The following is a 22,208-nucleotide window of genomic DNA, read 5'->3' as shown; positions in this document are numbered from 1 at the left end:
TCAAACCGGGTGACAGGTACCCGTGCGCGCCCTCCAATAGAGCCATGAGCCCACGCCATGTGGACAAACGCGCACGGCCCGGTAATGAGCAGTACCAACCGGCGGCGTCACCGCAGCAGCAGGCTGGTGTCGCCGAACTCGTGCCAGAGGTATCCCTGTTGCAGGGCCGCGTCGTAGGCACGCTGCACCGTCTCCCCGCCGACGACGGACTCCAGCAGGAGCAGATGCGAGGCCTCGGGCGCATGCATCCCGGTGACGAGCCCGTCGACGACCCGAACCTGGTGGTCGGGTCCGAGGACGAGATCGGTCCAGCCGCGCGCAGCGACGACTGAGCCGTCGTCCGTCACGGCCGACTCGATCGCCCGCACCGCTGTGGTGCCCACGGCGACCACCCGGCCGCCGTTCGCGCGGACCCAGTTCACCAACCGGGCCGTGTGCGCCGGGACGTCGTACCGCTCGGGCAGTGGCGGTTCATGGCTCTCCAGCGATGAGACACCGCAGTGCAGCGTGATCGGTGCGATCAGTACGCCCTGTGCGGCGAGCTGACTGACCAGCTCGAAGCTGAACGGCCTACCGGCACTCGGCATCTCCACACTGCCCGGATCTCTGGAGAAGACGGTCTGGTACGACGCCAGCGGCCACCGGCGATTCACATAGCTGTAGGTGATCGGTCGGCCGTGGCGCTGCAGGTAGCCGACCACATCCCGCACTGGCGGTTTCGCTATCCACAGCCGGGTGGAGTCCCGCTGGTACGGCGCCAGCAGGGTGAGGATCCCGCGCGGCAGCTCCACCTGATCGCCTGACGTGCCGCCCAACATCGGTGTGCCGCCGTTGCGCAGTTCGACGACCCAGTTGCCGTCGTCCAGGGCTGTGGAGAAGTGCACGACCACTGGCGCGACGCCGGCGCCGGTGATCCACGTTCCATCCACTGCGGCGGGCAGGGTGGCGGACGTGTTCACCAACAGGAGGTCTCCCGGTCGCAGGTGCTGACCGATCTTGTCGAACCTGGTGTGTGTGACGGTCGACCCCTCCGCGACCAACAGCTTCACCTGGTCCCGCGCCAGTCCGCGCGCCTCCGGCGGTTCGGTCGCGTTCAGCGCATCGGGCAGCTCGAAACGGGTATGGGGATGGATCGTCATGACGTCACCGCCGGAGCGAACTCTGCGGCCCGATAGCGCCCGCTGGCCGGCCGCTGGTCCAGCAGCCGCAGAAACGCCGGTACGACGGTTGCCGGCTCGGGCCGGTCCGAGATGTCCTCACCGGGGAAGGCAGCCTGGTGCATCGCCGTCCGCAGATCACCTGGGTCGACGGCGTACACCGCCAGTGCGGGGTGCTCTTCGGCCAGTACTCGCGACGCGTGGTCGAGGGCGGCTTTGGTCGCGCCGTAGCCGCCCCAGCCCTCGTACGCCTCGACTGCGGCGTCGGAGCTGATGTTGATCACCACCCCGGCCGATGCGGCGAGCTGCGGCAGCACGGCCTGGGTGAGCGCAATGGGCGCGACCACATTGACCTCGTGGACACGACGGAGTTCGTCGAGGTCGGCGTCCGCAAGCTTCTGCAGCGGGCTCGGGCCGAGGTAGCTGGCGTTGTTGATCAGCAGGTCGACGCGGCCGAGCTCGATCAGCGCATCGGCCAGGTCGGCGCGGTGCTCGGGGTCGGTGATGTCACCGGCCAGCGGGACGACGTCGGTGCGGTCGGCGAGCGCGTCGGCGGCTTCCTTCAGGGCATCGGCGCCGCGGGCGTCGATCACCAGCGCCCACCCGCGATCCGCGAGGCCGTGGGCCAGGGCGAGGCCGAGACCGGCGGAAGCGCCGGTGATCAGAGCGACAGGACGGTTGGCAGGTTCGGGAGTCATGCGCACTACCGTCATACCTCAAGCGAACTTGAGGTCAAGGGTCAGATCAGAATGCCCGGATTGAGGATGCCGTCCGGGTCGAGCACATCCTTGACCGCCTGTAATGCCGCGACGCCGAGCGGCCCGATCTCCGCGGCGTACGCGGCGCGATGATCGGCGCCGACGCCGTGGTGGTGCGAGATCGTGCCACCGGCGGCCGCGATCGCCTGGCTGGCTTGCTGTTTCGCGGTCTGCCATTGCTCTACCGGCCGGTCGTGCTGCGCGCAGACGACGGTGAAGTAGAGCGAGGCGCCGGTCTCGTAGACGTGCGAGACGTGGCACATCACCAAGGGCGGCGTGCCTTGGTCGCTGAGCGATTTCACCAACGCCTCGGTCACCTCGGCCTTCAACGCCGGGATACGCGACCAGAACGTCGCCGTCTCGAGCGTCTCGACCAGCGCGCCTTCGTCCAGCAGCGGGTCCCGCAAGTAGGGCGCTTGATAGCGACCGGTTCGCCACGCGTCGCCGACCTCGGCGCCGAGGCTCTGACCGCCGGCTTCGGTCAGCACAGCCGCAGTCCCTGGTTGGTACGGGCCGTCGAAGCCGATGATCACCAGCGCGCTGCCGGCGTACGCCGGGTGGTTCACCGCGGTCTCGGCCTCATCGGACAGCCGGAGCACGGTCGGCAGCGGCCCGTCCTGAGCAAGCCGGCGGACGGCGGTCAGCGCGGCGTCGAAGGACTCGAACCGCCAGCCCTCGAAGTGTCGCTCGGTCGGCCGCGGGCGGACCCGGACGACGACCGAAGTGATGACGCCGAAGGCGCCCTCCGAGCCGAGCACGAGCTGACGCAGATCCGGACCTGCCGCGGACATCGGCGCCCGCCCGAGCTGGACCGTGCCGCGCGGGGTGGCCAGGGTCAGACCGACGACCATCTGGTCGAAGCGGCCGTAGCCGGCCGAGGCCTGACCGCTCGACCGGGCGGCGGCGTACCCGCCGATACTCGCGCCCTCGTAGGACTGCGGGAAATGGCCGAGGGTGTAGCCGCGCGCGGCGAGCAGCGCCTCCGCGGCCGGCCCGCGAACACCGGCCTGAAGGGTCGCCGTCCGCGAGATCTCGTCGAGCTCGACCAGCTGATCGAGACGGCGCAGATCGACGACGGTGACGAAACGGCGGGACGCGGCGAGGCCGCCGACAACCGACGTACCGCCGGAGTAGGGGACGACGGCGAGGTCGCGCTCCGCGCAGCCGGCGAGCAACTGCAGGATCTCGTCGTGTGAGCCGGGGAAGACGACCGCGTCGGGCATGCCTGTGGTGTCACCGGAGCGGTGCCGGAGTAGGTCAGGGGTCGAGTAGCCGCGGGTGTGCGCCCAGCGGGCGGCCAGGTCGGTCGCGACGTGCTCGACGCCGACCACCGCCGTCAGGAAGGCGAGCTGCGCTTCGGTCGGGCCCGGGCGATCGACCGGCTCGGCCGAGGGCGGCGGGCGGTGAACGCCGAGCTGCTGCAGAGCGGCCAGCGCCGCCGGCGGGACCTCGGCCCGATGCGTCGGGTCACCCCAGCGCCCAGGCGTGAGTTGCACCACCGCAAGGTCGGACTCGGTCATCGCAGACTCCCCATCACTTGTTCGCCGGGGTAGCGTCCTGGACAGATGACACCCCTGATGCCACCTGCCCAGGACGGTTCCCAGGACGTCGGAGTCGCTGATACACTCTGACGTGTGATGTCTCAGCGTAGCAGCGAATCGGGTTCCGAGACCAGCTCCCGTCCGACCCCCGCGAATGCGATCGGCGAGGAGCGGATCCTGGACGCGGCGTACGAGCTGTTACTCGCGATCGGGATGCGCCGGATGACGATGGCCGATATCGCCCGCCATGCCGAGGTCTCCCGCGCGACGCTCTACCGCCGCTGGCCGAATGTGCAGGCCGTGGTCGCCGCGCTGATGACGCGGGAGTGGACGACGGCGCTCGTCTCGGCCTTCCAGCCGGACGCCGTCGACGGCCGCAGCCGGCTCGTCGAGGGGGTCGTCCAGGTCGTCGGGCGGACGCGCGTGCACCCGCTGATGCGCAAGATCATCGAGCTCGACCCGGAGTTCCTCACGCCGTACCTGCTCGAGCGGCGCGGTAGCTCGACGGTCGCCCACCTGGCGCTCGTCGAAGAAGGCATCAAGGCCGGCCAGCGGGACGGCTCGATCCGCGCCGGCGACCACGTCTGGCTGGCCCGGCAGATCATCCTGATCTCACTCGCCTCGGCGGTTTCCGGCCCGGTGATGGCCGACGCGGACGAGTATGTCCACCTCGACACCGAGCTCCGCGAAATGCTCACCAGGTACCTGGTCCCATGATCAGCCTGGGCAACGCGGCGCTGAACGCGGCCCGCCGTACCCGCGAGCTGGAGTGGTTGAGTACGGCCGGCAAGGTCGATGTGCTCGTGATCGGCGGGGGAGTGACCGGCGCCGGGGTGGCGCTGGATGCCGCGGCGCGTGGTCTGACTGTCGCACTGGTCGAGAAGCACGACCTGGCGTTCGGGACCAGTCGGTGGAGTTCGAAGCTTGTCCACGGCGGTCTGCGGTACCTGGCTTCCGGTCATGTCGGCATCGCCTACGAGAGTGCTGTCGAGCGCGGCATCCTGATGAAGACGACCGCACCGCACCTGGTGCATCCGGTTCCACAGCTCGCGCCCTGGCTGCCACAGGCCAAGGCGTCGGAGGCGGCGCTGGTTCGCGGCGCCTTCCTCGGTGGCGACGTACTGCGGACCTTTGCACGCACCAGCGGCGACTACCTCCCGCGCTCCCGTCGCGTCGGCGCGGCCGAGATCCTGCGCTACGCCCCGACACTGCGACCAGAGGGGATGCGCGGCGGCTTCCTGACCTGGGACGGCCAGCTGTACGACGATGCCCGGCTGGTAATCGCGATCGCGCGGACCGCGGCGCAGTACGGCGCTCGCGTGCTCACCCGGGTCGCAGCGACCGAGGTGACCGGGCAAGGCGCCGTACTGGTCGACCAGCTGACCGGCCAGCGGCTGCAGGTAGATGCCTCAGTGGTGATCAACGCAGCGGGGATCTGGGCCGGGCAGGTCGCGGAGGGGATCAAACTGCGGCCCAGCCGCGGCACGCATCTGGTCTTCCCGCAGTCCGCGTTCGGTGGGCTGTCGGCCGTGCTGACCGTGCCGGTCCCCGGGCAGTTGCGCCGAGTCGTGATGGCGATCCCGGCGCCTGATGACCGGGTGTACGTCGGTCTGACCGATGAAGACGCGCCTGGGCCGGTCAGCGACGTACCGCGAGCGACGGATGCCGAGATCGACTTCCTCCTGGACACCATCAACCGTGCGGTACAGGTCCCGTTGACCCGGGCCGATCTGCTCGGCACGTACGCCGGGCTGCGCCCGCTACTCGACACCGGCCATCACACGGGCAAGACGGCTGACATCTCGCGGCGGCATGCGGTCATCACCGGTCCGGACGGTCTGGTCACGATCGTCGGCGGCAAGCTCACGACGTACCGACGGATGGCCCAGGATGCGCTGGACACCGCGCTCGCGCAATCCACGCTCAGCACACGGCGGCCGTGCCTGACGCACCGGATCCCGCTGGTGGGTGCTGCCGACCGGGTCCGGCTGGCGGCGGTTGCCGCGCCGACGCGGTTCGTCCGGCGGTACGGCGTCGAGGCGCCGCAGGTGATCGACGGGCCGGCGTCCTGGCTCGAGCCGATCGCTCCTGGGCTGCGGACGACGTTCGCGGAGCTGCTGTTCGCCGTCCGGCACGAAGGCGCGCTCGACGCGGACGACGTCCTCGACCGGCGGACCCGGATCGGCCTGTCGGCCGCTGACCGCGAGCTGGCGCTGCCCGCCGTCCGGGAAGCATTCGCGACCGTCTGATCGCTCCCTACCCCGGGATACCGTTGACCCGGGGAGGTGCCCAGTGAGCCAGCCGTATCCGACACAGCCTTATCCGCCGTACCAGCCGCCGTACCAGGTGCAGCCGCGCTACAAGTCGCTGCACTGGCCGACGGTGATCGCCATCGTGCTGATGGGGCTCACCGCGCTGAGCACCGTCCTCCAGTCGGTGCTGATGTGGCGCTCGTACGACGAGGTCAAGCGGTTCATCTATCTGATGCTGTCGGAGGAGGAGATCGACCGCGGCGTCCGGTCGATCTTCGGGGCGAGCGCCGTGCTGAACATCGTGTTCTACCTGCAGATCGCGACCGGTGTGGCGTTCCTGGCCTGGTTGTGGATGGCGCGGGAGAACAGCGACTTCTTCAACCCCGGTCGCTCGCTGCACCGGCGCAGCTCGGGTTGGGCGATCGGCAGCTGGTTCTGCCCGATCGTCCAGTTCTGGTACCCACTGCAGGTCGTCGAGGACGTCGTCGCGGGTAGCGCCCCTTCGCCGGAGGAGGCGGGCAGTGTGCGCATCCGCGCGTTGCTGTACGGCTGGTGGGTGGCGTGGGCCGGCTACTGGACCGTTCTGCTGCTCGCCACCGGCACGGCCGTCACTGGCTTCATCTACTACTTCGTCCGGCTGGTCTCCTCGTTCCAGGAGTCGGAGGCGGCCGGGTCGGTCGAGTTCTACGGCCTGCAGGACTTCATGGTCGGTGTGGCGCTCGGCGTCGACATCGCGTTCAGCGTCGCCGCAGTCCTGCTCGTCGTCGCGACTGTGTCCGGTGCGCTGTTGATGCTGCAGCTGAGCCGCTGGCAGCAGGACCGGTCGGCTGTCCCGCCGGCGACGGCGCAACTGCCGCAGTACAGCCAGCGGCAGGACTTCCCCTCCTACCGGCCGAGCTCGTAGAGGAGCACGGCCGTCGCGTCGTCGTACCGCTTCCACCGCACGGTCGGCGCAGCCGCGTCGTACGCCCGCACCCGGTCGATCAGCCTCGACGGGCCTTCGCTGGTGAGCACTGCCATCAGTTCCTCCCATGAGTGCCCGTACTGCTCACTGAACCGGGACGCGCCGTCACTCAAGACACCGATCGCTTCCACCTCGCTGCGATCCGTCGTACCGGTCACCGCCTCGTAAGCCGCGTCCGGCTTCGTACTGGCCACCCAGAAACCACCAGGTGCGTTCCGCAACCGCCGAACGCTCTCCACCGTCCGCTCCGGCAACCGCTCCAACCGCTCGTCGCTGTGCACAGTCACCTCACCCGCGGGTGCCCGATACACAACCGGCGAGTCAGCCAACACCAGATGCTCCACAGCCTCGGACTGCACACGCACAATCGCTACCGTCGACGACGGACTGTCCGGGTTCCCCAGATCGCACGTATCACTGTGCTCCCGCCCAACCGCCTCGATCGCCTCCGCCAGCAGCTCGGCCAACGACGCCTCCGAGCCCGTCACCAACCCCGGTGCCAGAAACCGCCCGAGCTGCCCCACCAACCAAGCCACCGAATGCCGACACCCCGACTCCACCCCAGGCATCGGCGTAGCCCCATCCAGCACCACCGCAAACCCAGCCCCACTCACCACCAGATCCTCGTTCGCCCCCACCCGATCCGGCGCCGCCTGCGAACTGAACCGAATCTCCACCCACCCAGTCTCCCCGGCCCCCAGTTCACCCCAACAGCGCTCTCGACCACCCCAACCTCCCCTCCGGGCACCCACCCAGCCCTGCCCCCGGGCGACCCGCCCCCGCACCACCCCCTCCCGGCGACCACGCCGGCCTGCCCTCCGGGCGACCGCCCCGATGTCTCCGAGCGACCACGCTGGTGGTGCCACCACCGGTCGACTGCCTACTCCACCGGACACGGCGGTGTTCGTCCCCCACCCCCCGTCCTTCCCCCGCCCCGCGCAGCGGGTTGGCTAGCGGGGCTCCGCCCAGGCGTCGGCGAGGGATTGGTCGAGGGCGATCTTGGGGGACCAGCCGAGGTGGTGGGCGATCAGGGTGATGTCGGCTTGTTGCCAAGGGTCGCCGAGGGCGCCGTCGTGGGTGGGGTCGTCGACGATCCGGGCCGGTTGGCCGCTGAGTTCGAAGAGTTGGCCGGCGACGTCGCGGGCGAGGGTGGCACGGCCGGTGCCGACGTTCAGGACGGCGGGGAGTTTGGCGTCGGTGAGCGCGACGGCGACGACGGCTTCGGCGACATCGCGGACGTCGATGAAATCCCGCCAGACGTCGAGCGAGCCGACCTCGATCTGCTGCCGATCCCGAAGATCCTCGATCACCCGACCGGTGACGGTGGTGGCCGGGGCTCCTGGGCCGATCACATCGAAGATGCGCAGCACGACGACGTCCCCGCCGTTGCGCTGGGCCCGGACGGCGAGCTCGGAGCCGGCGAGTTTGCTCAGCCCGTACGGCCCGACCGGTCGCCGGGTGGACCCCTCCGCCTGACTGGCGCCGTGCGTGCCCCCGCCGTACTCGGCCGCGGACCCGAGCTGGACGAACCGCGCGTGCCCGGCGTTCTCCCGGGTGGCGGTCAGCAGCGCCTCGACCGCGGTGACATTGGCGGCGACCAGCTCGGCCGGCTCGCCGACAGTCGCGCCGACCGCGTTGATGACCACAGTCGGCTTGTACATCCCGATCTGGGTCTCCAGGGCGTAGGAGTGCATGGTCGCCAGGTCGCAGCGCAGATGCGGTTCGCCCCGGCTGCGGCTCAGCCCCCGGTACTCGACACCTCGCTCGGCGAGCAGCGCGCAGATCCGGGCGCCGAGGAAGCCACTCGCGCCGAACACCATCACCCGCTCGGTTCCGCTCACTCCTCCATCGTGCGGCCCGTAGTTGTCGGTCGGCTGAACGTTCTCCGGCGGCACCATCACAACCTGACTCGTCACCATTACAGCCAGGGCGTGCTTGGCGTGTCCGCGCCGTTGCGAGGAGGTGCTCGGTGCGGTAGCTCGGTGTGCGGGGGCACGCCAAGCACGCCCTAGCTGTCGGAACGGCGTGACAGGGTGGCCTCGACACCGGCGGTCAGGAGGAGTTCGATGGCGGGAAACCGGGGCGCGGCGCCGACCGAGTCGACGATCCGGGAGTGGGACGACGAGGATCCGTCCGGCCGGACGTATCGGCGGGTGCTGTTCATCGACAGCGATCTGACCGAGGTGGCCAACCGCGGCGGCGTCTTCGAGGAGTGCACGTTCCGCGGCGTCCGCTTCAATGCCTCGACGCATACCGATGCCGCCTTCGTGAACTGCACGTTCGTCCGCTGCTCGCTGTTCGACGCGACGTTCACCGGGTGCAAGCTGGTCGGCAGCTTCTTCGACGACTGCACCTACAACTTGCTGAAGGTCGCCGGCGGCGATTGGTCGTTCACCGGTCTCCCCGGCGCGGATCTGCGCGGAACGTCGTTCACCGGGGTACGGTTACGCGAAGCCGAGCTGACCGGCGTCAAGGCGGCCAAGGCGGTCTTCCGGGATGTCGATCTGTCCGGCGCCGCGCTGCAGCGAGCCGATTTCACCGGCGCGGATCTGCGCGGCTCGGATTTGTCCACAGTCGACCCGCTGACCGTCGGACTGCGCGACGCGCGGATCGATCTGACCCAGGCGATGGTGATCGCGACCGCGCTCGGGCTCGACGTCAGGCCCTAGCCTGTGGATAACTTACGGCGGAGCAGGCGTCATCCCCCGGGTTATCCACGAGTTGTGGATAACCTTCCGGATAACTCTCTGCTCGCTCAGTGACGGGTCAGCGCGCCCTCACCACCGGGCGGAGGCCGTTGGTGGATTTCGCCACGATCGGAACGGGTCGAGGCGCGAGCTGATCCCGGCGGTGCCGCGCCGGGGGCCGGGGCCGGATGACGACCATGGCCGTGTGTTCGACGACGTACTGGTTCGTCACCAGCCGGCGGCCGCGGGTGACGCTCTTCAGTCCGAGCGCGAGCGCGACCCCGGCGAAGGCGCCGGCCGTGTTCGCGATCAGGTCGTGCAACTGGCAGGACCGGCCGAGGGTCGGGAGCAGCGCCTGGATCGCCTCGACCGAGGCCGAGAGTCCGATCCCGGCGGCGATCCCGTCCCCGGGCCGGTTACTCGCCAGCGCCAGCAGCGCGGCGGCCGGCACGAACAACAACACGTTGAGCAGCCCTTGGACCGAGGTCAGCCCGCCGGTGGTCGCGAGGTGCGTACCGCACTGACCGACCACGCCCATCCGATGCGGCGTCGGGCTGAGCGTCGCCGCGAGTACCAGCGCGACCGCCGCCGGTACTCCGAACGCCGCGAGGCGGGGGAGCAGTCTCCCCGGCCGCCGCAGCGACGAGAGCGCGACCGGCAGTGCCATACCGGTCAGCACGAGCCAGGTGTCCAACAGATGTGGAATGCCGCGATAAGTCTCGAGCACTCGTCGGACCTCCCGTGGTCAGCCGCCTGACTCGATCTCTCTTCCTCTTGACGATCTGTCGTCCGCCACACCACCCGCCAGCCTTGTCCGGACATCTGCACGCATCCGCAAACAGCCCGTGACAATCCGAGCACAAACTGTCACCTCAACAAGGTGCTCCAGGCAACGATCATTTGCTCGGCTTCGGGATCGGCTGACAAGGCCCGTAGCTCCCGCTCACCACCTGCTCAGGCAAGAACAACCCCGGCTTCTTGCTCTTCTCCGCGGCCGCGATATCCAGCAACAGGGTCGTGCCGCGGAACCTCTTCGGGTCGAGAACCAGATTGGCGACGGTCGTGACCCCGTCACCGACGAACTCCATCATCATGGCCTTCTCGTCGAACTTGGCGCGGACAGGAGTCGGCGTCCGCCGGCAGTACTTCCCCACCGGCACCAGAGTCACGTCAGCCGCCACCCCCGCCGCCCGAATCCGCTTCTCCAGCCCTTCGACATCCTCGAGCCGATAGATCTGCACCTTGACCCTGCCATCGGCCTGCGTCGTCACCGCGTACGCCGACGACGTCGCCTGCTCGCCACCGATCAGCGGCACCGCGACCGCCGTACCAGCCGCCAGCGTCAGACACGCCGCCACCGCGATCAACACCCGCTTCGGCCGCTTCCGCCGTACCTCGATCGGCGCCGGCCGCTCCGCGACCACCGCCCGCAGCTCATTCAACAGCTTGTCCTCGAACGTATTCATGAAATGGCCTCCTCAGGAGTCGACACCAGCTGAAGTGACTGCGACCTGAGCCGCCCGCGAGCCCGATGCAACCGAACCCGAAACGCCGTAACCCGAATCCCCAACACCTGCGCGGCCTCCTGCGGCGACAACCCGTCAACCGCGACCAACTCCAGCGCCGCCCGTTCCCCCTCCGGCAACTCACCCATCGCCGCAATCAGCTGGCGCGCCGAAGCCTCAGCATCAATCCGCTCCTCGAGCCGCCCGACGTCATCCGCCGTCAACAACCGCCGTCCCGAGACCCGCTGATTGGCCCGCAACTCCCGAGCCTTCCGCCGCCGCTCACCCGCGACCACATTCCGCGCAATCCCGTACAACCACCCGACCGGCGTACCCAGCTGCTCCCGATAGCCCGCCGAAGCATCAACAGCCGCCAGAAACACATCAGCCGTCAAATCCGCAGCCAGATACGGATCCTCGACCCGCCGAGCCACAAACCGCTGCACTCTCTCCACGTGCTCCCGATAGAACCGCTCAAAAGCATCCGGATCCCACCCAATCTCAGCTACACCACTCACGCCCGTCCCTCCATCACAGTCGCAAGTACTTAGCCCACCCCCCACCAAACGTTACGTACCAACCAGCCAGCTCCTCACAAGGTGCTCCAGGCAACGATCATTTGCTCGGGTCGACCACCTCACACGGCCCGTAGCTCCCGGTCCGCACCCGCTGCCCGAGCACCCCGGTCTTCGCGTACTTCCCCCCGTCCGCGATCTCGAGCACCAGCGTCATCCCGCCGAACCGCTTCGGGTCAAGGATCATGCTGCTGACGAACGGAGTGGTCTCGGACTCCTTGGCCGTCTCATAGGCGACGGCGCCCCGCTCGAACTGCTCAACAGCAGGCGGCGTCCGCCGGCAGTACGTCCCCGCAGGCACGTGAGCCACCTCCGCCGCGATCCCCGCCGCCCGAATCCGCTCTTCGAGCCCCTCAACGCGATCGAGCCGATACAGCCGCACCTTGACCATGCCGTCGGCCTCCGTGGTCACCGCGTACCCCGCCGACGTCCCTTCGCCGATCAGACGCACCGCCACTCCCACACCAGCCGCCAGCACCACGCACCCAGCGACCCCAACCAACACCCACTTCCGCCACAACCCACTCATCACCTTCTCCTCAGTATTTGCCCCCACCCCACCTCTCCCAACGCTACGCACCAACCAGCCCACCCGTTCCACGTGAAACCAACCCACAGGAGCAACCACCCCAGGTCGGCAAACAGCCCAGGTGAGCGGGGCGGCGAATCAACAGCCGAGGCGAGCACCGCCGGCGAGCAAACCGCCGAGCCAACCACCGCAGGTCAGCGACCAGCTCAAGCGAGGGGGCGACGAGCCGAGAAGCAGAGGCGAGCACCGCCGGCGAGCTAACAGCCCAGCCAACCACCGCAGGTCAGCAACCAGCCCAGGCGAGCACCGCAGGTCAGCAAACAGCCGACCCGACCACCGCAGGTCAGCGAACAGCTCAGGCGAGGGGGGCGACGAGCGAAGCGAGGTCGCAGGGGGTGCGGGTGGCGGAGCCCCTGCTCGCGCCAAGCGGAGCGCAGGCGCACAAACGACGAAGGCGACCCGGTCCGCGCTTTCCGCGGACATAGGTCGCCTATCGGCTTCGTGGAGACGAGGGGACTTGAACCCCTAACCCCTGCCTTGCAAAGGCAGTGCTCTGCCAGTTGAGCTACGCCCCCGGGTGGGGAGTGGTCAGCGGCCCGGGGTTACCGGGTCGACGGCCTCGGCCCAGAGGTCCTTGTCGGCGCGGGACTGCTGGGTCTTCTTGTAGGCGAAGTATCCACCGATACCGGCCAGGAGCACCAGCAGGAGCTTTCTGAGCACGGGGGGACTCCTCGGATCCGGGGGTTCGCGATCGGGTGGTGGGCCTAACTGGATTTGAACCAGTGACCTCTGCCTTATCAGGGCAGCGCTCTAACCAACTGAGCTATAGGCCCGTATCTACGGGGTGGAACCTGGGAGAGATTACCCCACCAGGTGCCTGTCTCACAAAACGGTTCCGGGTGACCCCCGGAGCGGGTGGCTCCGGGGGTGCGGAGAGGCTCAGTCTTCCGACGCGAGCGTGACTTCGAGGCCGCCCAGGAGCGTGGCGGCGATGTTGTAGAGGAAGGCGCCCAGGGTGGCCAGGGCCGTGATGATCAGCACATCGGCACAGGCGAGCAGGGTGGTGAAACCCATCACCTTGCCGCGGTTGATGTAGGTCTCGACGCGGAAGGGCTCCGAGTTCGGGTTGCCCAGGACCTCGGTGACCGTGCTGTTGATGTTGTCGAAGACACCGGCCGTCTCGATCGCCGTCCAGACGATGAAGACCGCGACCCAGACGACGATGCCGAAGGCGATCGACAGCAGGAATGCCGTCTTCATCACCGACCACGGCTCGATCCGCGACATCCGCAGCCGGGCCTTGCGGGTCTGCGGCCGACCCAACCCCTTGGCGCCCAACTCGACGCTCTCACTGTCGTCCTTCTTGCCGGTGACAGCGGAGGCCTTGTCCAGCACGGCCTGCCGCGCGGCGCTCACCTTGTCACTGAAGGACTCGCTCTTGTCGCCACTCTTCCCGGTCAGCCCGTACGACGACGCTCCCGCCGCGGCACCGCCCGTGGTCGCACCGGCCCGCGCGGCCGGGTTGGCCGTCGAGCCGCCACCCTGCCACGGCTCCGGACGCCCCGGCGTACTCGGCGCCGGCGCCGGCCGCGACTTCGCACCGGACTGCCCGGCACCCGACTGCCCGGCGCCAGGCTGGCCCGAGCCCGGCTGACTGGCCGGGCGGACCGGGGGCTGCTGGGCGGGCGTGCCGGGCCGCTGCTGCGGTTGCCGGAGCTCGGCGGCGGGACGCTGCCCGTTCGCCGGAGTGGCTGGCCGGCCGTTGCCGCTGGGAGCGGCGGTGGAACGACCGTTGGAGGCCGGGGTGGCCGGGCCGGACTGCTTCCCGCCCTGCGCGGGGCGCGGGGTCTTGGAGCTGTCCGCGCCCTCGGGCCATGTCGGCCTCGCGCGGTTGGTCATCAGTTACCCTCCTGGCCGGCTTCGTCGTCTTCGACGGTAGCCGCGCCGTCGGAATCAGTCGAACGCTCGTCGTCAGTACTGACGCTCGCAGAGGTGGATTCGGTTGTCGAACCGTCCACATCCTGGGCAGCTTCGGTCGCAGTACCCTCGGCTGCCTCTTCCGACTCCTCGGCCTCGATGGTCAGATCGGTGTTCCGCGCGATCGCGACCACCGCGTCGGACTCGCCGACCCCGGCGAACCGGACGCCCATCGTGTCCCGGCCCTTGACCGGCACGCTGTCCACCCGGCTGCGGACGACCTGGCCGCTGGCCTTGATCGCGAGCACCTGGTCACCGTCGTACACGGTGATCGCGCCGACCAGCGAGCCGCGCTCGTCGTTCAGCTTGACCGCCTTGATGCCGAGCCCGCCGCGACCCTGCTGCCGGTACTCCGAGACCTTCGAGCGCTTCGCGTACCCGGCGTCGGTGACGGTGAAGACGAACTGCGCCTCCTCGTCCTCGCCGGCCCGGATGACCGACATCGACAGCAGCTCGTCACCGGAGCGGAACTTCATGCCGGTGACGCCGGAGGTGGCCCGGCCCATCGGCCGGAGCTGCTCGTCGTTCGCGGTGAAGCGGATCGACTGCCCCTTCCGCGAGACCAGCAGCAGATCGTCGGACGCCGAAGCGACATCGGCCCCGATCAGCTCGTCGTCGTCCTCGCGGAAGTTGACCGCGATGATGCCGCTCTGCCGGGCCGAGTCGTAGTCGGTCAGGGCCGTCTTCTTGACCAGGCCCTTCTTGGTCGCGAGCACCAGGTAGTCGGCGGCCTCGTAGTCGCGCAGGGTCAGCACTTGCGCGATCTCCTCGTCCGGCTGGAAGGAGAGCAGGCCGGCCACGTGCGAGCCCTTGGCGTCGCGCGCGGACTCCGGCAGCTGCCACACCTTGGCCCGGTAGACCCGGCCCTTGGTGGTGAAGAACAGCATCCAGTGGTGGTTCGTGGTGGCGAAGAAGTGGTTGATCTCGTCCTCGGCGCGCAGCGCGGCGCCGCGGACGCCCTTACCGCCGCGGTTCTGCGTCCGGTAGAGGTCGGCCTTGGTCCGCTTCGCGTAACCACCGCGGGTGATCGTGACCACGACGTCCTCGTCGGGGACGAGGTCCTGGACGGAGAGGTCGCCGTCGGCCGCGATGATCTCGGTCCGCCGCTCGTCGCCGTACCGCTCGACGATCTCGGCGAGCTCGTCCTTGACGATCGTGCGCTGCCGCTCCGGGCTGTCCAGGATGTCCTGCAGGTCGGCGATGATCGCCTCGAGCTCGGTCAGTCGCTCGATGATCTTCTGCCGCTCCAGGGCGGCCAGCCGGCGCAGCTGCATGTCCAGGATCGCCTGCGCCTGGATCTCGTCGATCTCGAGCAGCTGGATCAGGCCGGTGCGCGCCTCTTCGACGTCGGGGCTGCGCCGGATCAGCGCGATCACCTCGTCGAGCGCGTCCAGCGCCTTCACGTAGCCGCGGTAGATGTGCGCGTTCTTCTCGGCCTCGCGGAGGCGGAAGCGCGTCCGCCGCTGGATGACCTCGATCTGGTGGCTGATCCAGTGCGTGATGAACAGGTCGACGCTGAGCGTGCGCGGGACGCCGTCCACCAGCGCGAGCATGTTGCAGCCGAAGGTGTCCTGCAGCTGGGTGTGCTTGTAGAGGTTGTTCAGCACGACCCGCGGCTGCGCGTCCCGCTTGAGCACGATCACCAGGCGCTGGCCGGTCCGCGAGGAGGAGTCGTCGCGGATGTCGGCGATCCCGGTCATCTTGCCGGTGTTGACCAGCTCGGCGATCTTCTGCGCGAGGTTGTCCGGGTTGACCATGTAGGGCAGCTGGGTGACGACCAGGCTGGTGCGGCCCTTGGCGTCCTCCTCGATGTCGACGACCGCGCGCATGGTGACCGAGCCACGGCCGGTGCGGTAGGCGTCGTCGATGCCCTTGTAACCGACGATCAGGGCGCCGTTCGGGAAGTCCGGGCCCTTGATGTGCTGCAGGCAGGCCGCGAGCAGCTCCTCGCGGGTGGCCTCGGGGTTGGCCAGCGCCCAGTCGACGGCGGCCGCGACCTCGCGCAGGTTGTGCGGCGGGATCTGGGTCGCCATCCCGACCGCGATCCCGGACGAGCCGTTCACCAGCAGGTTCGGGAAGCGGGCCGGCAGGATCACCGGCTCCTGCGACTTACCGTCGTAGTTCGGCCGGAAGTCGACGGTCTCCTGGTCGATGTCGCGGACCATCTCCATCGCCAGCGGCGCCATCCGGCACTCGGTGTACCGCATGGCGGCCGCGGGGTCGTTACCCGGTGAGCCGAAGTTGCCCTGGCCCTGGATCAGCGGCGCCCGCATCACCCACGGCTGCGCGAGCCGGACCAAGGTGTCGTAGATCGCCGAGTCGCCGTGCGGGTGGTACTGACCCATGACGTCACCGACGACGCGGGAGCACTTGTTGAAACCGCGGTCCGGCCGGTAGCCGCCGTCGTACATCGCGTAGAGGATGCGGCGGTGCACCGGCTTCAGGCCGTCGCGGACCTCGGGCAGCGCACGGCCGACGATGACGGCCATCGCGTAGTCGAGGTACGACTGCTGCATCTCGGTCTGCAGGTCGAGGGGCTGGACCCGGTCGTGCTGCGGCGAGGTGGGAGTTTCGGTCATGGAAAGCTCGTCCCGTTCAGTTCAGGTGGAAGACGCGGATCAGATGTCGAGGAAGCGGACATCGCGGGCATTGCGCTGGATGAAGTTGCGCCGTGCCTCGATGTCGTCGCCCATCAGCGTCTGGAAGGTCTCGTCCGCGCGGACGGCGTCGTCCAGCGTGATCTGCAGCAGCACCCGGTTGGCCGGGTCCATCGTGGTGTCCCACAGCTCCTGCGCGTTCATCTCACCCAGACCCTTGTAGCGCTGGATCGGGTTCTCCTTGGGGAGCTTCTTACCGGCCTCGTGGCCGGCCTCGAGCAGCCCGTCCTTCTCCCGCTCGGTGTAGGCCAGCTCCGGCTGCTGGTTGCTCCAGCGGATCTTGTACAGCGGCGGCTGCGCGGCGTAGACCCGGCCCTGCTCGATCAGCGGCCGCATGAAGCGGAACAGCAGCGTGAGCAGCAGCGTCCGGATGTGCTGGCCGTCGACATCGGCGTCGGCCATGATCACGATCTTGTGGTACCGGAGCTTCTCCTCGTCGAAGTCCTCGTGGATACCGGTGCCCAGCGCGGAGATGATCGCCTGGACCTCGTTGTTCTGCAGGACCTTGTCGATCCGGGCCTTCTCGACGTTCAGGATCTTGCCGCGGATCGGCAGGATGGCCTGGAACTTCGGGTCCCGGCCGCCCTTGGCGGAGCCGCCGGCCGAGTCACCCTCGACGATGTAGACCTCGCACTCCTCGGGGTTGGTCGACTGGCAGTCGGCCAGCTTGCCCGGGAGACCGCCGCCGCCGAGCAGACCCTTGCGGTTGCGGGCCAGGTCGCGCGCCTTGCGGGCCGCGATCCGGGCGCTCGCCGCGGCGGTCGCCTTGCGGACGATCTCCTTACCCTCCTGCGGGTTCTGCTCGAACCAGGCGCCGAGCTTGTCGTTGACAACGCGCTGGACGAACCCCTTGACCTCGGTGTTGCCGAGTTTGGTCTTGGTCTGGCCCTCGAACTGCGGCTCGCCGAGCTTGACCGAGATGATCGCGGTCAGGCCCTCCCGGATGTCGTCACCGGTGAGCCGGTCCTCCTTCTTCTTGATGATGCCCTGGTCCTCGCCGAAGGAGTTCACCAGCGACGTCAGCGCGGCCCGGAACCCCTCTTCGTGGGTACCGCCCTCGTGGGTGTTGATCGCGTTCGCGAACGTGTGCACGGACTCCTGGAAGGAGCCGCTCCACTGCAGCGCGACCTCGAGGCTCATCGTGTTCTCGACCGTCGCGGCCTCGAACGAGATCACGTCGCGGTGCACGGTCTCGCGGATACCGGTCAGGTACTTCACGTAGTCGACCAGACCCTCGTCGTACTTGAAGGACTGCTCCATCGGGTTGCCGTCGTCGTCGACGTGGTCCGGGCGCTCGTCGCGGATGACGAGCTCGAGGCCCTTGTTCAGGAACGCGTACTCGCGGAAGCGGGTGGCCAGCGTCTCGTACGAGTACGTCGTGGTCTCGAAGACGTCCGGGTTGGCCCAGAAGGTGACCGTGGTCCCGTTGGTGTCCGACGTCCCGACCTCGGCCAGGTCGGCGTCCGGAACGCCCATCGTGAAGGACTGGGTGTAGATCTTCTCGTTCTTGTTCACGTCGACGCGCAGGGTCGAGGACAGCGCGTTCACCACCGAGACGCCGACGCCGTGCAGACCGCCGGAGACCTTGTACCCGCCGCCGCCGAACTTGCCGCCGGCGTGCAGCACGGTGAGCACGACCGTGACAGCCGGCTTGCCCTCGGACTCGACAATGTCGACCGGGATACCGCGGCCGTTGTCCTTGACGCTGACGCCGCCGTCGGCGAGCAGCGTGACGACGATGCGGTCGCAGAAACCGGCCATCGCCTCGTCGACCGCGTTGTCGACCACCTCGGTGACGAGGTGGTGCAGACCGCGCTCACCGGTGGACCCGATGTACATACCGGGCCGCTTGCGGACGGCGTCCAGCCCCTCCAGGACCTGGATCGCGCTCGCGTCGTACTCCCGCTCGACGATGCTCGACGGAATGACGTCGGTCGTCTCGGGATAGGTACCGGTGTCGGGCCCGGGGTCGGCGGACAGGTTGGCGTCGATCTCGGTCGGCTCGTCGGTCACCGGCTGTTGTCCTCCTCGGACCCCGCGTTCGCGAGGCATCGCGGCACAGTGGGAGCCGCCCCTACAGTGTTATTGGAGGCGCGGCTCGTCGTACGTGGTCCATCCTACCCGTCGACCGAAGCAGAACCTGCCACCAGCCGCCCGAAACTCACCTCAGGGCGTCTTTTCGCCCTCCTCGCCATGTCCCCTCTCGCAGGAGGGGGGCCGGAAAGCGCTCACGGGCGCTCAGTGGCCTCCGAGCGTTTGACCACTGACCACCCGTCAAGCACCCGCTTCCCTCTAGGATCGGGGCCGTGGAAAGTCTCGACGACGTCATCGACGACCTGATCGCGGATCGGGTGATCCGCCGGCACCGGCGGACCTGGCTGATCCTGATCGGCGTCGTGGTCGTCCTGGCGCTGATCGTGCTGGCGACCGGCGGCTGGAAGGAGCGGCAGGGCAGAGCGGTGCCCACGCTGACCGTGACCGCCGATACCCCGGCGACCGTCGAGGCGGGCCGCTGGGAGTTCGGCTTCACCCGCTCCGAGATCGTCCGCGAGCCGAAGACGGATTACTCCACCGCCAAGGCCGAGCTGCTGGTGTACTTCGACATCCGCAACATCGACACCGAGGAGTACCAGAGCGGCACTCCGCGGCAGAACCTGCTGCGCTGGGTGCCGGGCAACGGCGCCGACCTGGTCGAGTCGAGCGGCGCCTATTGCCGCGGTAAGCCGGGCTGGTCGATCGTGTACGGGCTGCCGCCGCAGAGCTGCTACACCAAGTTCGAGATCCCGCCGGACTTCACCGCCGACGAGATCGAGGTCGGCATCCTCGGGGAGAAGTACGAGTCCGACGACGGGCTGCTCGGCGCCGACGAGACGCCGTACTGGCACAACCCCGAGGCGACCGCCGTCGTCCGGCTGCGGCCGACCGTCGTCGTCAAGGAGGACAAGTACCGGTGAAGCTCTACCGCCCCGCGACGATCCTGGTCGGCATCCTGTTCGTGCTGATCGGCGGCCTGACCCGGCTCGCGACGCCGGAACACGTCTTCGACGAGCAGAACATCATGATCAGCAAGGGCACGATCGGCGAGCCGTTGCAGTTCGGCAAGGAGGCGTCGATCACCGTCGTCCGGGTGAAGCTGGTCAAGGGGGTGCTGGAGCCGACCGCATCCTCGTCGGAGAAGCCGATCGAGACCGACGGCATCTTCGTCGCGGTCGAGTGGCAGACCAGCCGCGGCCCGGAGAAGCCCGACACCCCGATCGCGACGCTCACCTCCGACAGTGACGCCGTCTTCTCGCCGATCGCGATGATCTACTCCGGGATCGAGTTCGGCGCGGCCGGCTTCACGGTCTCCGGATCGATCGTCTTCGAGGTCGATCCGACCGAGCTCCAAGGGCTGACGCTCGACGTCCGGCCGCAGCAGTTCTGGAACGTGCTGAACCGCAAGGTGTCGGTCGACCTCGGCATCCCCAGTGAGGAGAGCGCACAGAAGTTGATCGACAACGCCGCGGAAGAGTACGTGTTGCCCCGATCGGAAACCCGGGTGTCGTCATGAGGCTCGGCACCCGCGCCGCCCGGGCGGCCGCGCAGATCTCGCTGCTGGTGGTCCTGCTGGCCCTGGCCTGCTTTCTGACGCTGCGGACCTATCTCGGCGATCCGGAGCAGAACTACAACGACGGCGCGATCCACGAGGTCGTCGACAAGGGTCCGGTCACGATCGGCAAGGCGACCTGGCAGCTGAACTCGCTGGACGTCTACACCCGGCTGGTCGACACCGACGGCGAGGAGATCCGGGTCGGTCGCCCGACCGGCGCCGTCATCGTCGTCGCGGACCTGAGCGTCACACCGCTCGACGGCCTGCGGCTGAAGGAGGGCGGTTTCAGCTGCGCCACCCAGCTGCGCGACGACCGCGGCAACAGCTGGGCGGCCACGGACGCGTCCAAGTACCCGGTGCCGACCCGCTGCTCGGACAGCGACCACCCGATGATCCGGAACAAGGCGAACAAGCTGGCCCAGATCTTCATCGTCCCGCAGGAGGCCGTGCCGCATCTGAGCGGCGTGGAGCTCACCGACCGGGACAACTACCGCCGGTACGTCATCAAGCCTTGACCGGCTCCTGAGCAGCCGCGGCCGCTTCGGCGCGCCGCTGGCTGCCGACCGAGATACACAGGTCGAACGCCGCCGCCAGCAACGCGATCCGGATCGGCTCGAAGATCAGGCTGCGGATCAGGTCGGCGAGCTCGTGGTTCATCAGGCCCCAGCGGACGCCGTGAATCCCGATCAGGCGCTGGATGAGGACGAACAGCCAGTCCTCGCCGAGCAGCCAGAACGTGTAGAGCATGCAGACCACGCCGAGGAACACCGGACCGACCCGCACGAGCAGCCGGAACGCGTTCAGCGTCGGGTAGAACTTCTCCCGGAAGCCGCCCAGCACCAGATCCGGCGCCTTGTTGGTCAGCGCGACGAACCGATTCGGCTGCGGCGCCTCGACGCCGACCCGCCCGCCGAGCCGGCGCTCCAGACCGGTCCCGGTGAACACTCCCTGGCTGGACAGCACCCGGTGCCCGAACACCACCGTCGTGATCGCCAGCCAGGTCAACGGCTCCGCCACGCCCAGCTTGAACAGCGGCCAGAGCGTCTCCCAGGTGAACCCCCAGAGAAACTCGATCCCGGCCGGGATCGGCACGTTGATGTCCTCGAAGAACCCCTTGAGCCCGTCCCACCAGTCCACCGACCAGTACCAGAAGCTCCGCTGCGAGAACCATTCCTTGGCGTCGTCGATCGCGTACGGCGTCACGACGACGGTGAGCAGCAGGAAGAACGACTCCGCCCAGACCTGCATGAATTTGATCGGCCGGCTCGGCCAGCGGTCGTCCACCGCCTGCAGGATCCGGCGCACGACCAGCAAGGTCACGATCGCCGGCAGGTACTTGTGCCAGGCCCCGTTGGTCAGCTCGAAGAAGCCGGCCCCGGCCTGGACGCCGCGCTCGACGCTGTTACTCGCCGACAGTTGCTGAACCTGGTCCTCCAGGAAGCCCCATGCCGACCAGACCGCGACCAGCGGCAGGAGCGTCAGCGCGATCAGCTCCAGGAAGCCGCGCTGCGTCGGGTCCTCGGTCTCCTCCGCGCTGCTCCGCGCGGCGTCCCGCCAGCGGTACAGCGAGGTCGCGCAGGTGCGGATCATGCCCACCGCGGCAATCAGCTGCAACAGCACGCCGACCGCGAAGACGCCCGTCCCCAGGCTCCCGTGCGCATGCTCGTCCAGCCAGATCGCCGCCCGCAGACAGGCCTTGAAGCCCACGTACCCGGCCAGCCACCACATGGTCAGAGGCAGCAGGTTCCGCCACCAGAGCCGGAACGTGTCCCCGATCAGCTGGACCATCTCGCGGAGGCCGTCAACGAGCGTGCGCATCGCGCCCGATCCTAGAGGACTCTCAGGTCCGCGCGGAGTGCCGACCCCGCAGCAGTCAGAGGCGTTCCTTGATGATGCCGTACGACACCGGCGGCGCACTCACACTGGACCGGTGGCTTCGAGGCACTTCTCGCCCCGCCCGACTGCCTCGGCCGGCGTCGCGACCAGCTGTGTGCCGAGGACGCCGAGGGTGAGCGCG

General features: G+C 68.6%; 21 protein-coding genes and 2 tRNA genes. 7 read left to right on the top strand and 16 right to left on the bottom strand.

Annotated elements, in window-relative coordinates; all coding sequences use genetic code 11:
- Positions 1-107: 107 nt before the first annotated feature.
- From HPO96_RS16485 to HPO96_RS16475, 3 genes are read right to left on the bottom strand one after another with little or no spacing between them, the layout of a single operon-like run.
- Entirely contained in the window at positions 108-1,139 is a 1,032-nt protein-coding gene (locus tag HPO96_RS16485; protein WP_171674318.1) for an S-adenosylmethionine:tRNA ribosyltransferase-isomerase, read from the bottom strand.
- On the bottom strand, positions 1,136-1,855 hold the full coding sequence (locus tag HPO96_RS16480) for an SDR family NAD(P)-dependent oxidoreductase (protein ID WP_171674317.1): 720 nt from the start codon (positions 1,853-1,855) through the stop codon (positions 1,136-1,138). The genes HPO96_RS16485 and HPO96_RS16480 overlap by 4 nt, the downstream gene beginning before the upstream one ends.
- 41 nt (positions 1,856-1,896) lie before the next feature.
- Positions 1,897-3,435 carry an FAD-binding oxidoreductase gene (locus HPO96_RS16475; RefSeq protein WP_171674316.1) on the bottom strand — a complete coding sequence of 513 codons (1,539 nt, stop codon included), beginning with the start codon at positions 3,433-3,435 and terminating at the stop codon, positions 1,897-1,899.
- A 117-nt stretch (positions 3,436-3,552) separates the two neighbouring features.
- Here HPO96_RS16475 and HPO96_RS16470 point away from each other — a divergent pair, with 117 nt between their 5' ends.
- Genes HPO96_RS16470 through HPO96_RS16460 form a run of 3 tightly spaced genes read left to right on the top strand, consistent with a single transcriptional unit; the run spans position 3,553 to position 6,612 of the window.
- Positions 3,553-4,173, top strand: coding sequence for a TetR/AcrR family transcriptional regulator (locus tag HPO96_RS16470; protein ID WP_171674315.1), 621 nt, complete (start codon positions 3,553-3,555; stop codon positions 4,171-4,173).
- On the top strand, positions 4,170-5,705 hold the full coding sequence (locus HPO96_RS16465; protein ID WP_171674314.1) for a glycerol-3-phosphate dehydrogenase/oxidase: 1,536 nt from the start codon (positions 4,170-4,172) through the stop codon (positions 5,703-5,705). Before HPO96_RS16470 ends, HPO96_RS16465 begins: the two co-directional genes overlap by 4 nt.
- Positions 5,706-5,748: 43 nt before the next feature.
- A complete protein-coding gene (locus HPO96_RS16460; protein WP_171674313.1) occupies positions 5,749-6,612 on the top strand; it encodes a DUF4328 domain-containing protein in 864 nt (287 codons plus the stop codon).
- Here the strand turns inward: HPO96_RS16460 and HPO96_RS16455 are convergent.
- Together HPO96_RS16455 and HPO96_RS16450 are read right to left on the bottom strand one after the other, a co-directional pair.
- A complete protein-coding gene (locus tag HPO96_RS16455; protein ID WP_171674312.1) occupies positions 6,594-7,349 on the bottom strand; it encodes a protein phosphatase 2C domain-containing protein in 756 nt (251 codons plus the stop codon). The genes HPO96_RS16460 and HPO96_RS16455 overlap by 19 nt on opposite strands.
- A 273-nt stretch (positions 7,350-7,622) precedes the next feature.
- The gene (locus HPO96_RS16450) at positions 7,623-8,513 is read right to left on the bottom strand and encodes an NAD-dependent epimerase/dehydratase family protein (protein WP_337796662.1); all 891 of its coding nucleotides are present in this window, start codon (positions 8,511-8,513) and stop codon (positions 7,623-7,625) included.
- Positions 8,514-8,738: 225 nt separating this feature from the next.
- Between HPO96_RS16450 and HPO96_RS16445 the strand changes: the two genes are divergently transcribed.
- A complete protein-coding gene (locus tag HPO96_RS16445; protein WP_171674311.1) occupies positions 8,739-9,341 on the top strand; it encodes a pentapeptide repeat-containing protein in 603 nt (200 codons plus the stop codon).
- Between the two features lie 97 nt (positions 9,342-9,438).
- On the opposite strand, the gene HPO96_RS16440 is transcribed toward HPO96_RS16445, so the two are convergent.
- The 10 genes from HPO96_RS16440 to gyrB form a co-directional block, all read right to left on the bottom strand.
- Complete coding sequence (locus HPO96_RS16440; protein WP_171674310.1) at positions 9,439-10,086, bottom strand: VanZ family protein; 648 nt, start codon at positions 10,084-10,086, stop codon at positions 9,439-9,441.
- 169 nt (positions 10,087-10,255) lie between these two features.
- Positions 10,256-10,825 (bottom strand): hypothetical protein, encoded by a 570-nt coding sequence (locus HPO96_RS16435; RefSeq protein WP_171674309.1) that lies wholly within the window; start codon positions 10,823-10,825, stop codon positions 10,256-10,258.
- Entirely contained in the window at positions 10,822-11,382 is a 561-nt protein-coding gene (locus HPO96_RS16430; protein ID WP_171674308.1) for a sigma-70 family RNA polymerase sigma factor, read from the bottom strand. The genes HPO96_RS16435 and HPO96_RS16430 overlap by 4 nt, the downstream gene beginning before the upstream one ends.
- 97 nt (positions 11,383-11,479) lie before the next feature.
- On the bottom strand, positions 11,480-11,968 hold the full coding sequence (locus HPO96_RS16425) for a hypothetical protein (protein ID WP_171674307.1): 489 nt from the start codon (positions 11,966-11,968) through the stop codon (positions 11,480-11,482).
- Between the two features lie 502 nt (positions 11,969-12,470).
- A tRNA-Ala gene (locus HPO96_RS16420) sits at positions 12,471-12,543 on the bottom strand.
- Between the two features lie 13 nt (positions 12,544-12,556).
- Positions 12,557-12,688 carry a DLW-39 family protein gene (locus HPO96_RS38260; RefSeq protein ID WP_337796661.1) on the bottom strand — a complete coding sequence of 44 codons (132 nt, stop codon included), beginning with the start codon at positions 12,686-12,688 and terminating at the stop codon, positions 12,557-12,559.
- A 36-nt stretch (positions 12,689-12,724) separates the two neighbouring features.
- A tRNA-Ile gene (locus HPO96_RS16415) sits at positions 12,725-12,801 on the bottom strand.
- A 106-nt stretch (positions 12,802-12,907) separates the two neighbouring features.
- Positions 12,908-13,867, bottom strand: a complete 960-nt coding sequence (locus tag HPO96_RS37605) for a DUF3566 domain-containing protein (protein WP_202885983.1) — start codon at positions 13,865-13,867, stop codon at positions 12,908-12,910.
- A complete protein-coding gene (gyrA, locus tag HPO96_RS16405) occupies positions 13,867-16,461 on the bottom strand; it encodes a DNA gyrase subunit A (RefSeq protein ID WP_420371465.1) in 2,595 nt (864 codons plus the stop codon). The genes HPO96_RS37605 and gyrA overlap by 1 nt, the downstream gene beginning before the upstream one ends.
- 102 nt (positions 16,462-16,563) lie before the next feature.
- Positions 16,564-18,654 (bottom strand): DNA topoisomerase (ATP-hydrolyzing) subunit B, encoded by a 2,091-nt coding sequence (gene gyrB, locus HPO96_RS16400; RefSeq protein WP_202885982.1) that lies wholly within the window; start codon positions 18,652-18,654, stop codon positions 16,564-16,566.
- A gap of 254 nt (positions 18,655-18,908) precedes the next feature.
- Here gyrB and HPO96_RS16395 point away from each other — a divergent pair, with 254 nt between their 5' ends.
- From HPO96_RS16395 to HPO96_RS16385, 3 genes are read left to right on the top strand one after another with little or no spacing between them, the layout of a single operon-like run.
- Entirely contained in the window at positions 18,909-19,556 is a 648-nt protein-coding gene (locus HPO96_RS16395; protein WP_171674304.1) for a hypothetical protein, read from the top strand.
- The gene (locus HPO96_RS16390; protein ID WP_171674303.1) at positions 19,553-20,152 is read left to right on the top strand and encodes a hypothetical protein; all 600 of its coding nucleotides are present in this window, start codon (positions 19,553-19,555) and stop codon (positions 20,150-20,152) included. Before HPO96_RS16395 ends, HPO96_RS16390 begins: the two co-directional genes overlap by 4 nt.
- Positions 20,149-20,706 (top strand): hypothetical protein, encoded by a 558-nt coding sequence (locus HPO96_RS16385; RefSeq protein ID WP_171674302.1) that lies wholly within the window; start codon positions 20,149-20,151, stop codon positions 20,704-20,706. Before HPO96_RS16390 ends, HPO96_RS16385 begins: the two co-directional genes overlap by 4 nt.
- Here HPO96_RS16385 and HPO96_RS16380 read toward each other — a convergent pair.
- On the bottom strand, positions 20,696-22,009 hold the full coding sequence (locus HPO96_RS16380) for a hypothetical protein (protein WP_171674301.1): 1,314 nt from the start codon (positions 22,007-22,009) through the stop codon (positions 20,696-20,698). The genes HPO96_RS16385 and HPO96_RS16380 overlap by 11 nt on opposite strands.
- Positions 22,010-22,208: the final 199 nt, after the last annotated feature.

It is taken from the genome of Kribbella sandramycini (assembly GCF_013131805.1).
GTDB lineage: Bacteria > Actinomycetota > Actinomycetes > Propionibacteriales > Kribbellaceae > Kribbella > Kribbella sandramycini.
This window is presented reverse-complemented; position numbering and strand designations above follow the sequence as displayed.